At 29.3% G+C, this 12,010-nt stretch carries 9 protein-coding genes and 2 riboswitches; of the genes, 6 read left to right on the plus strand and 3 right to left on the minus strand.

All coding sequences use genetic code 11. The features are described 5' to 3' along the window. Positions 1-182: 182 nt before the first annotated feature. Positions 183-2,657 (plus strand): bifunctional diguanylate cyclase/phosphodiesterase, encoded by a 2,475-nt coding sequence (locus D2A34_RS11625; protein ID WP_119366709.1) that lies wholly within the window; start codon positions 183-185, stop codon positions 2,655-2,657. Positions 2,658-2,702: 45 nt separating this feature from the next. Here the strand turns inward: D2A34_RS11625 and D2A34_RS11630 are convergent, their stop codons facing one another. After that, a complete protein-coding gene (locus tag D2A34_RS11630; protein WP_079439208.1) occupies positions 2,703-3,038 on the minus strand; it encodes a winged helix-turn-helix transcriptional regulator in 336 nt (111 codons plus the stop codon). A 240-nt stretch (positions 3,039-3,278) separates the two neighbouring features. Between D2A34_RS11630 and D2A34_RS11635 the strand changes: the two genes are divergently transcribed. Together D2A34_RS11635 and D2A34_RS11640 are read left to right on the plus strand one after the other, a co-directional pair. Beyond that, complete coding sequence (locus D2A34_RS11635; protein WP_119366710.1) at positions 3,279-3,911, plus strand: flavodoxin family protein; 633 nt, start codon at positions 3,279-3,281, stop codon at positions 3,909-3,911. A gap of 276 nt (positions 3,912-4,187) precedes the next feature. Beyond that, positions 4,188-4,292, plus strand: a riboswitch (purine riboswitch). A 26-nt stretch (positions 4,293-4,318) separates the two neighbouring features. Next, positions 4,319-5,713 (plus strand): NAD(P)/FAD-dependent oxidoreductase, encoded by a 1,395-nt coding sequence (locus D2A34_RS11640; protein ID WP_119366711.1) that lies wholly within the window; start codon positions 4,319-4,321, stop codon positions 5,711-5,713. 758 nt (positions 5,714-6,471) lie between these two features. Here D2A34_RS11640 and D2A34_RS11645 read toward each other — a convergent pair. Both D2A34_RS11645 and bioB read right to left on the minus strand, forming a co-directional pair. Further along, on the minus strand, positions 6,472-7,020 hold the full coding sequence (locus tag D2A34_RS11645; RefSeq protein ID WP_079439205.1) for a biotin transporter BioY: 549 nt from the start codon (positions 7,018-7,020) through the stop codon (positions 6,472-6,474). Between the two features lie 53 nt (positions 7,021-7,073). Then, complete coding sequence (gene bioB, locus D2A34_RS11650; protein WP_079439204.1) at positions 7,074-8,030, minus strand: biotin synthase BioB; 957 nt, start codon at positions 8,028-8,030, stop codon at positions 7,074-7,076. Between the two features lie 320 nt (positions 8,031-8,350). Here bioB and D2A34_RS11655 point away from each other — a divergent pair, with 320 nt between their 5' ends. The 3 genes from D2A34_RS11655 (at position 8,351) to D2A34_RS11665 (ending at position 11,982) form a co-directional block, all read left to right on the plus strand. Next, entirely contained in the window at positions 8,351-9,028 is a 678-nt protein-coding gene (locus D2A34_RS11655; protein ID WP_119366712.1) for an SIMPL domain-containing protein, read from the plus strand. A 213-nt stretch (positions 9,029-9,241) separates the two neighbouring features. Then, complete coding sequence (locus D2A34_RS11660) at positions 9,242-9,850, plus strand: copper homeostasis protein CutC (protein WP_079439202.1); 609 nt, start codon at positions 9,242-9,244, stop codon at positions 9,848-9,850. A 680-nt stretch (positions 9,851-10,530) separates the two neighbouring features. Next, positions 10,531-10,642: riboswitch (SAM riboswitch) on the plus strand. 182 nt (positions 10,643-10,824) lie between these two features. Further along, on the plus strand, positions 10,825-11,982 hold the full coding sequence (locus D2A34_RS11665) for a pyridoxal phosphate-dependent aminotransferase (protein WP_079439201.1): 1,158 nt from the start codon (positions 10,825-10,827) through the stop codon (positions 11,980-11,982). Positions 11,983-12,010: the final 28 nt, after the last annotated feature.

Here is a 12,010-nt window from a genome sequence, read left to right on the forward strand (position 1 = left end):
ATTATAGACAATGTGAAAAGAATATATTATTACTCAGATATTTATCGGGAATCATATTACGATATTCTTGCTTATAAATGAAGTTTTTATATAATTATGCAGAAAATAATGATTAAGTTTTTAAAAAATGTTATAATTGGAGGAACACGTAAGAAATATTTAGAAAACTCTTGAGGTGAGATATGAAAACATTTAATACTAAATATAATGGTTATGAAACGCTAAAATCCTATATTGATGATAACGCCATAGCAAAATATGATAACATATTAGTACAAGTGTTTTCTGGAATAGGAAAGAAGGAATTTATAGAAGATTTAATTAAGAATCTAAAATTACTAATTCCGAAATGCAAAATAATTGGTGCTACTTCCTCAGGAGAAATACTTGATGGTAATATATTTGAGAATGAATGTCTAATTGCAATAACTGTATTTGAAAAAACATTAATTAAAACAATCTCAATAAATGAAAAATTAGTGGATTATCAGAAAGGGATAGAAATATCTCGTCAATTAAACTTTCCTGATGCAAAAGTCATAATATCTTTTGGTGATACTAATATTAATGGTGGAGATTTTTTAAGAGGAATAAACTCTGTAAATGAACAAGTTACAGTTGCAGGTGGAATCGCAGGAAAATGTAACTCTAATGATGAAACATATATCTTTACTGAAAATGGTGTGGTAAAAAATACAGTTGTGGCAGCAGTTTTAGAAAATAAAAATTTATATGTAAATAATAAGAGTAGTTCAAATTGTATCCCTATAGGTAAAGAACATGAAATAACATCAGTTCAAGAAAATATTCTAAAAAAAATAGATCATGGATCTGCAAAAGATTTCTATAGTACGTACTTAGGCACAAGGATAAACGAAGAAATTTCTCGAATGGGAGCTAAATTCCCATTGATGATAAAAAGAGAAAATAGATACATTAGTGTACATGTTTTAAAATGTGTTGGTGATGAAGAAATAATTATGTCATCTAAAATAGCTCTAGGCGAAAAGGTTAGAATGGGGTATGGTGATTATAGAGAAATATTACAAGGGGCAAGAGATATGTATGAAAAAATTAAAGATTGTCCTGGAGAGGCTATATTTATATACTCTTGTGACTCGAGGAAAAACTTGCTTAAAGAAATGGGTGCAAAGGAGATAGTACCAGTTAGTTCTGATATTTTATCAGTAAGTGGATTTTACACTTTCGGTGAATTTAATAAAGTAAATAATACTAATATTTTCTGTTCGGAAACAATGACAATACTAATACTTTCAGAAGATATGGATGCAAGAATTAAAATAGATAATGGAATTTATGATGAATATGGGTATTATACTAGTGAAGATTCAGCACTATATAATCTTATTAAAACTGCAGGAGAAGAACTAAATGAGTTGAATTTAAAGCTTGAAGAAAAGATTAAAGAAAAGACGGAAGAATTAGAAAAACAATATTTTATAGATACATTAACTGGATTAGAAAATAGAAATAAATTAATTAAAGATTTATCAGTGGGAAAATATAATAAGCTTGTAATAATTGATATAAAATCATTTAATGATATAAATGATTTTTATGGAAACACAATAGGAGATGAAGTATTGAAATCATTTTCTGAATTAATTAATTTATATTGCACTCAAAATAATCTTAAAGGATATAGAATAAACTCAGATATATTCGCTATAGCAAATAATGAAGGAGTAAAAGAAGAATTTATTGAAAAGATAAAGTTATTGCAACATATAATAAATAATAAGTGCTTATTCTACGAAGAAGTTAAAATATTTATAACCGTTACAATGGGGGTTGCTTTAGAGGAAGAATCGTTATTTGAAAAAGCTGAAATGGCATTAAATTATGCAAAGAAAAACAGAAATTTTTTTCAAGAATATAAAGAAGAATTAAATATATATGAGGGGATTAAAGAAAATATAATATGGACTAAAAGAATAAGGGATGCTATATCAGAGGATAGGATTTTTCCATTTTTTCAACCAATAGTAAATAATAGCTCAGGAACAATTGAAAAATTTGAAGCTTTAATAAGAATGATAGATAAAAAAAATGGGAAGATTATATCGCCTTATTTTTTCCTGGATATTGCTAAAAAATCAGGACTTTATAAAGAGTTGACTGTTATAATGTTAGAAAAAACCTTTGAGGTTTTAAATAAAACTAATTATGAAATATCTATAAATCTTCTTTTTCAAGATATCATAAATAGTGAAATTAGAACGTTGATTATTGACAAACTTGAAAAAGCAAATGACCCTAAAAAAGTCGTATTCGAAATAGTGGAGTCAGAAGGAATTGAGAATTTTAACGAAGTAACAGAATTTATAAGGGAAATAAAAAAATATGGTTCTAAGATTGCTATTGATGATTTTGGAACAGGGTATTCAAATTTTAGCTATCTTATGAAGCTAAATGTAGATTATATAAAAATAGATGGTTCTATAATAAAAAATATTCATAAAGATAAATCAGCAGAGTTAGTCACAAAAACCATTGTTACATTTGCTAAGGAACTAGGAATAGAAACTGTTGCTGAGTTTGTATCTGATGAGGAGATATATAATAAAATAAAAGAATTAAATATAGATTATTCTCAAGGATATTATTTTTCAGAACCAAAGTATAACATTGAATAAAATAGAAAACCATGAAAACCTTAATTGTAGATTTTCATGGTTATTTTATTCATTCAATAAGTGTGAAAACTGGTTTTTAGACCATTTTTCAATTATTTTTAAGGCAGGAACAAGTTCCTTACCCTTTTCGGTAAGAAAGTATTCAACTTTTGGAGGTATTTCAGCGTATATTTGCTTAGAGATTATTTCATCACTTTCAAGTTGCTTTAACGATTCATTTAATACCTTTTGACTGACGCCGCAAGTAATTCTTTGTAATTCCAAAAATCTTTTAGGGCCATCAGATAAATGGCATAGTATTACAGCTTTCCATTTTCCCCTTATAGTTTCGAAGCCCAAATCTAACGCACATATGTACGACTTACCTTTATGTTCTATCAAAATATCATCACCTACATTATTAAATATTTTATAGTCAATTATATTATAAATATAAGAAATTTAAAATAGAATACTAAACAAAAAAATATATATAGTTGTTAAAATCATAATTCTAACTTTAAAGTAAGCTTCTAACTTTAAAGTGCCTACTTGTTACTAGCAATTCTTCCTAATATACTGTACATAGTGACAATAGTACATGCTATGAAACAAAATAAGATGAAAAGGTTAGGTGGGAAAATGAAAGTAGTTGCATTTAATGGAAGCCCTAAAAAAGAAGGGAATACATTTCACGGAATAAAAATGGTTACAGAAGAGTTAAAAAAGGAAGGTATAGAAGTTGAAATTATTCATGTTGGTAATAAGATAATAAGAGGATGTTTAGCTTGCAATGGTTGTGTAAAAAATCAAAATGAAAAGTGTGTAATTAATGACGAAGTAAATGAATGGATTCAGAAGATGAAAGAGGCTGATGGTATAATATTGGGCTCTCCGGTTCATTATTCATCATTAGGAGCTACAATGAAGGCATTTTTAGATAGGGCATTTTATGTTACAAGTGTAAATAATTCTATGTTAAGACATAAGGTTGGAGCTTCGGTTGTAGCTGTCAGACGTTCAGGCGGAGTTCCAACTTTTGAACAACTAAATAATTATATTAATTATTCTGAAATGCTTATGCCAACTTCAAACTATTGGAATGTAATTCATGGAGCAGCTCCAGGTGATGTTAAAGCGGATGAAGAGGGAAAACAAATTATGAGAGTCCTTGGAAAGAATATGGCTTGGCTTATGAAACTAATTGATTTTGGAAAGGGAGAAGTTAAAGAACCAGAGAAAGAAAACAAGATATTCACAAATTTTATTAGATAAGATTTATATAGGAGAGGTGCTTTTTATATAAGTACCTCTTATTATTTTAAGAATAATAAACTCAATTATTGTAATATAGCAAAGGAAAAGATGATTGTTTTTATTAGAATCATAATATTTATAGATATAAGCCGTAAAATGATTTTTGTATTTAACACGCTAGTAAATATGATTAATGTTCGTGTTTGTTAAAAAAAATAAGATTTTTTTTACTTTTTTCTTGATTTTTATTTATATATAAGCTAAAATTACCTAGTAAAAAGAACTATTGATAAAAAAAACTAAATAATATTCACTTGTATAAATTCAACGATATGGGTTGAGTGTTTCTACCAAGCTGCCGTAAATTGCTATAGGGCTATAAGTGTCTGCTAAAGAATTATATTTAATGTCAAGGAGAGATAAGAATGAATTATGATGTAATAATAGTAGGTGCTGGTCCGGCAGGAATATTTACTGCGTACGAGTTAAAGAAACAAAAGCCACAAGCAAAAATACTTTTGATTGAATCAGGTAAAAGTATTGATAAAAGGCATTGCCCCAAAGATAAAACTAAAAAGTGTGTGTCATGTAAACCTTACTGTCATATTACTACAGGGTTTTCAGGCGCAGGAGCATTTTCAGATGGGAAATTATCATTAAGCTACGAAGTAGGTGGAGATTTACCAGAACTTGCAGGTGTTGAGTTAGTACAAGAATACATAAATTATGCAGATTCAATTTACCTAGACTTTGGTGCAGATACTAAGGTTGAAGGTGTTGGGAACAACGAAGCTGTTAAGGAAATAAGAAGAAAAGCCATTCAAGGTGGATTAAAATTGGTAGATTGTCCAATAAGACATTTAGGAACTGAAAAAGCTCAAGAGATATATTTGAAAATTCAAAATCATCTACTAGAAAATAGTGTTGATATTAAATTTGATACAACAGTTAAAAATCTTTTGATAAAAGATTCTGAAGTGTACGGTGTTTTAATATCAGATTCATTGACTAAGAGTAAAGATGAGGAAGTACGTTCAAATAAAGTAGTTGTAGCAACAGGAAGAAAAGGAGCTGATTGGTTAAAGGATATGTGCATTGAGCACAAGATAAACCACTGTGCAGGTCCAGTTGATATCGGTGTAAGAGTTGAGCTTAGAAATGAAGTAATGGAAAGTGTAAATAATGTACTTTATGAATCTAAACTTATAGGTCATCCAGCACCATTTAAAGATAAGGTTAGAACGTTCTGTCAAAATCCAGGTGGTTTTGTGAGTCAAGAAAATTATGATAATAATCTAGCAATAGTTAATGGTCATTCATATAAGGATAAAAAATCTGATAATACAAATTTGGCAATATTAAGTTCTCATAATTTTTCAGCTCCTTTTAATGAACCAATTGAGTATGGTCAAAAGGTTGCAGAGCTTGTTAATATGTTAGGAAACGGCAAAATATTAGTTCAACGATATGGAGATATACTAGATGGCAAGAGAACATGGGAAAAAGAATTATTTGAATCTAATGTTAGACATACGTTACCAGATGCAGAAGCAGGAGATTTAACATCAGCTATGCCATATAGAACAATGACAAACATTTTAAACTTTATACAAGCAATGGATACGGTTGTTCCAGGTTTTGCTAGTAGAGAAACATTATTATATGGTCCAGAGATCAAATTCTATAGTAATAGAATTAATCTAGATGAAAACTTCGAAACCAATATAAAAGGATTGCATTGTTTAGGGGATTCAAGTGGTTGGACTAGAGGATTAATGATGGCGTCCGCTATGGGTGTGATTATGGGAAGAAAACTTTAAAGATTATTATATAAAGGTTTATAGATAAAAAATATATATCCAGTGTGTTTATAATGACATATGTAAGAAAAAAGCAACCTGCTTAGGGGAACAGGTTGCTTTTTAAAACTGTAAATATATTTAAATAAGGGGTAAATAATAATGCATTAACTACTTTACAATACCATTATAAAATAGAATTATGGCAGTATTATGTCAAAATAATTAACTAGATATAAATTATTAATAATATAAATGTAAAGTCAAAATGGCTCGTTTTTAGTGAAGAAAGCAATCATCTTAGTGGAAAATGATAATTGAACATGCTATAATTAAATTATTAAACTATAGATATAGAAAGACAGAGGATTGACAATTATGGAAATTAAAATTGAAATTCCAGTATTAAAAATATTAGCAATTGCATGTTCAGGGTTATTAGGATATGTCACTGGAATGATAATATACAGATAATAATCTAACAACGATACAATACATGTGGAAAATATAATTGTAACAAAATTTATAATTTCGATGAATATTAAAACATGCATATATTTTGATCAAATCATAAAAAACAGTCATTAATTTGGCTGTTTTTTGCATAAAGTCTAATTACAATAAAATAATTATATTGGGTAATGTTGAGTTGGAAAATTGAATTTTTTTATCACAAGTTGAATAATAGCAGAAGAACTTTAAAATCCTGGTATTATTAAAGATAAAAAATAAAGAGTTATATTAAGATTTAAAATAATATAACTCTTTATCTATATAATTTAATACAATCCAGCACTCATAAGCCTTTTTCTAATTTGCGGTCCAACAAGTGATGCAATTATAATTTTTATTAAATCACCAGGGATAAAAGGGAGTACGCCAACTGCTAGAGCTTTGTTGAATGTCATATGCGCTACATATGATAACCAAGCTGTTCCAAATAAGTATGTAACAGTAGTACCTATTACCATTCCTAAAAAGCCCATATAAATTTTATTAGAAAATTTATCAATAAATAGCCCGCTAATAAATGCCATAAAAATGAATCCAATTAAGTATCCACCTGTAGGACCAGCTAATTTAGGCAATCCACCAGAAAATCCTGAAAATACTGGAAGTCCAATAAGACCTAAGAGAAGGTAAACCGTATAACTAATTGTTCCTCTTCTCCTTCCCAATATGTATACTGAAAAATAGATTGCTAAATTAGTTAAAGAAATTGGCACAAGGCCAATAGGGAGTGAAAGTGGACCTAGGATACAAGTAACTGCACTCATTACTCCAATTAAAGTTAGCTGACGCGTATTGGGTTTGTTTATATTTTCCATATTTATTATCTCCTTTGTATATAGTTTATTAATGATTTTAATAATGTGTATTTCTATCTTTTTATATCAAAGCCTAGATTTGTAAGCATTATTTTATCTTGAAATGTATTGTTTCCTACAGTTGTTAACATATCTCCTGTAATTGTGGCATTGGCTCCTGAACGGAAAATTTTTGTACCTCCATCTGTAAAATAAGTTCTACCAGCCGCCATACGAATATAAGCAGTTGGATTTATGTATCGAAAAATTGCGATTGTTCTTAGTATATCTTCTTCAGGAATTCTTTCTAAGTTTTCAAATGGTGTGCCTTTAATAGGCATTAGTACGTTTATCGGTATTGAAATTACATTAAGTTCTGATAAACTTATGGCCATATCAATTCTGTCTTTCCAAGTTTCGCCCATTCCTATAATTCCACCTGAGCAAACTTTTAAACCTACCTTTTGAGCAAGTTTTATTTCTTTAATTTTATCTTCGTATGAATGAGTAGTGCATATATTATGAAAGTTATTTTTAGAAGTCTCGATGTTTGCATGATACATTGAAACTCCAGCTTCTTTTAATTTCATAAACTCTTCTTCCGTTAAAAAGCCATGAGATGCACATAAATTAATTGAACACTCTTTATTCATCATTTCATAGGATTGTACGGCTTTTTGAAAATCTTCACCGGTCAATGCCCTTCCAGCTGTAACAATAGAGTATCTATGTACGCCATTTTTCTCATTCTTTTTACAATCTTCTAAAATTATTTCTGGATCTAAAAAATTATACTCTTTAACCTCTGCCTTATGGTGGGTTGATTGGGCACAAAACTTGCAATTTTCACTGCACCTGCCGCTACGTCCGTTAATAATTGTACAAAGGTCAACTTTGTCACCACATAATTCTTTACGAATTTTATCAGAGCCTTCGCAAAGTTCTTTTAAATCAGCAGTCAATAAAAAATCTAAATTATCATTTCTATTTAATCGTCTTCCAGCTATAATTTCATCAGCTAATTTCTTCATTTTCATTCCCCCAAAAATCTAACGTAAAATTAATTTAAAATTAGTATATAATTTATTTGCAATATTGTCAACCTTCCAAATTATTGTTGGTTGACAATTAGTTCGTAATAGTTAACATTCACTAAGAGAAAAAACGTAGTATTAACTAAAAAAATTATTATGAATTAGTGAATTTATTTATCCCCAAAAGGATTATCAAATATGAAAAAGTATTAATAAATTTGTGAGGAATCTTGTATGTTGAAGATTAATTCTTATCTACAATTATCGTAATATATCATATTATAGAATAGTTATAAATACTTTAAAGGATAAATCTTATGAATCAAATAAGAAATAATGATAATCATAGCTTAAGAAATCAAGATGGTACTAGGGGAAACAATAAATTAAGAGTCATTGGTAAAGGGACTGTAAGTGTAAGACCAGATGGAGCTGAGGTTATAGTTGGCGTTACAACAGAAGATAAGCAATTGGAAGTTGCACAACAGGAAAATGCTCAAACTATGCAGCAAGTTATCAATAGTATAAGAGCTGTAGGGGTGCCCCAAAGGAATATACAAACTCGAAATTATAACATTAGACCTGATTATGATTATATTAATGGTGAGCAGATATTCAGAGTATATGAAGTAAGCACTAACCTTGAAGTTGTAATTAGTGATATTAATTCCGTGGGTCAAATAATTGATACAGCTGTAAGTAATGGTGCTAATTCTGTGAATGGTATTATTTTTACAATTTCAGATGAAACAGCACAATATTATGAGGCTTTAAGGAGAGCAGTTGAAGATGCTCAAAATAAGGCTAGAGTTATTGCAAATGAACTTAATGTAAATCTAGATATAATACCGATAGAGATAAATGAACAGAACGAGGAGGAAATAATGCCTGCAGTAATGACTCTTAAAAGCTCAAATGCTTCTACACCAATTGAGGCTGGAGAAAATATAATAAATGCGGATATAGAAGCTATATTTGTATATTCAAAATATTAAAAAACTAAAACACAAAATGAAAGTCAGATTATTTTATATAATTTTATCTGGCTTTTGCTTTTTAAAAATTATATGATTATATAAAGTAAAAGATAAAAATTAAATTGTTTAGGTTTAAAACGCTAAATATAACAATAAAAATCAACCTAAACATAGTCAAGGTACTTAAATTAAAGTTGAAGTTGTAATTTAAAAATACTGGAGGTAATAATTATGGCTATATTTGAAGCTTGTGTTGGAAATTATGAAGAAGCGATTTCGGCTGCAAAAAGAGGAGCAGATAGAATTGAACTTTGTGATAACTTGATGGAAGGGGGAACGACACCAAGCTATGGTACAATTAGGAAAACATTAGAAAAATTAGATATTCCTATAATGGTGATTATAAGGCCACGAGGAGGCAATTTTACATATATAAAAGACGAGATAGAAATAATGAAATATGATATACAAATGTGTAAGGATCTTGGAGTACATGGAGTTGTAATTGGAGCAATTAAAGAATCAAAAATAGATAAGGATATTATAAAAGAGTTGATTAGCCTAGCAAAACCACTAAGTATAACTTTTCATATGGCATTTGATGAAATAGAGGATAAGTATACTGCTATTGATGAATTAGTAGATCTTAAAATAGATAGAATACTTACAAAAGGTGGTGCTGAAGATGCTATATCTGGAAAGGATACTATAATAGAATTGATTAATTATGCCAATGGAAGAATCTCAATAATGCCTGGCAAGGGTGTTAATACAGATAATAGAGATTTTCTTCTTGCATATACAGGAGCAACTGAAATACACGGGAGTAAGATAATTTAAGCAGCTTAAACGTAATGTTTTGTATATAAGAAAACCAATGCTTAATAACTAAGCATTGGCATAGAATGTCTTATATATTATCCAAAATAGCGGTACTCTAATTTTGATCCCTATCCTTCGATAGGTGGGTGCCCTCACAGATGTTTAAATCGCCTTCAATGCCGTGCAAGGACTCATAAGAAAGTACATTGTCTCATCTAAATAATTGAGCTCCCGTAGTTTAAGTGTAGGTTCAAAATAAGAGCTTAACGAATATTTCAGAATTAATAAATCCATACATGGTGGTTAAACTGCACAAATAATAAACACATGTACAGATTTAAGCTAGTCCAAACCAAGATGTTACAAGGTATTACTAACTTATAATTTGGCAGGAAAATTATTAGAAAAGTATATATTTTTCAGCCGTGAAGTTATGATAACATATTTAAAATTTCTATGCAATAGATATGCCTATGGGAATTTAAACCTTAAGAATAAATTACTAGAACTCTCTAATTTGAAAACTCTACGAAGTGCTGAAAAATATTTGAATGACAAATATCTAGTGTAGAAGAGCATATATCTATTTTTGCTTGATGAGAACATTAGAAAATTAATATTAGTAAATAAAAATAAAGTATTGACAATGCAAAAAAACCAATGTATACTACACCTATAGGAAATAAGGAAAAACAAATAACTTATCAAGAGTGGTGGAGGGACTGGCCCTGTGAAACCCAGCAACCGATTTAATAAAATTTTTATGAAGATTCGGTGCTAATTCCTGCAGCTTTAGCTGATAGATAAGAGGGAGAATTTTTATGCAATGACGCACTAGAGTTTGATCTCTAGTGCTTTTATTTTTTAAAGTAAGTTTTTATAATTCTTTATTTTATTATTAAATGTAAGATAAAGAATTATTCTTTAATAATATATATGAGTATTTTGATAAGAATTATTTAGATACTAAGTTAAATTAGGGGGTTAAAGACATGCCGAAATTAAGTAACAGATTAGACTGGTTTTCTGAATCTGTAATTAGAAAAATGACAAGAATAGCAAATAAATATGGATCAATAAATCTTTCTCAAGGGTTCCCAGATTTTGATCCTCCAAAGGCAATACTTGAAGGATTAAAGGAAGTTGCAAATAAAGGACCTCATCAATATTCAGTAACTTGGGGTGCTCAAAACTTTAGAGAAAAACTTGCTTTAAAGCAAGAGAAGTTTATGGGAATTCATATTAATCCAGATGAGAACGTCCTTGTGACATGTGGAAGTACAGAAGCAATGATGTGTGCAATGATGAGTGTTTGTAATCCAGGAGACAAGGTGATAGTATTTTCACCATTTTATGAAAACTATACTGCGGATACTATTTTATCAGGAGCTGAGCCTATATATGTTGAATTAAAACCGCCAGCTTTTAATTTTGATAAAGAAGAACTAAGAAGTGCATTTAAGCAGAATCCAAAGGCGCTAATTCTTTGTAATCCATCAAATCCTACAGGGAAGGTTTTTACTAAAGAAGAGCTATTATATATAGGAAGTCTGGCAAAAGAGTATGATACTTTTGTTATTACCGATGAGGTTTATGAGCACATAATATTTAAACCTTACAAACATACTTATTTAGCGGCACTTGAAGGTATGTTTGAAAGAACAATTTCTTGCAGTTCATTGTCAAAGACTTATTCAATAACAGGATGGAGGCTTGGATACATAATTGCAAGTAAAGAAGTAATAGAGAATTGTAAAAAGGTACATGATTTTTTAACAGTAGGAGCTGCATCACCACTTCAAGAAGCAGCCATTAAAGGTTTAGAATTTAGAGATGAGTATTATGAAGAACTAAATAATACTTATGAGAAAAAAAGAAAGTTATTCTTAGATGGGTTAGATGAAATAGGGCTTAAGTATTATGAACCTCAAGGAGCCTATTATGTTATGGTCGATATATCTGAATTTGGATATGACGATGATTATAAATTTTGTGAATGGTTAGCACAAGAAATAGGAGTAGCAGCAGTACCAGGATCAAGCTTTTTTAGAGGAAATGTAAGTAATTATATAAGATTCCATTTTGCAAAGAAAGAAGAAACATTAAAAGAAGCACTTAAGAGACTTGAGAAATTGAAAGAGTATAGATAGTGAAAAATATGTAATTTTAATTAATTAA

The organism is Clostridium chromiireducens (assembly GCF_003575225.1).
Classification (GTDB): domain Bacteria; phylum Bacillota; class Clostridia; order Clostridiales; family Clostridiaceae; genus Clostridium; species Clostridium chromiireducens.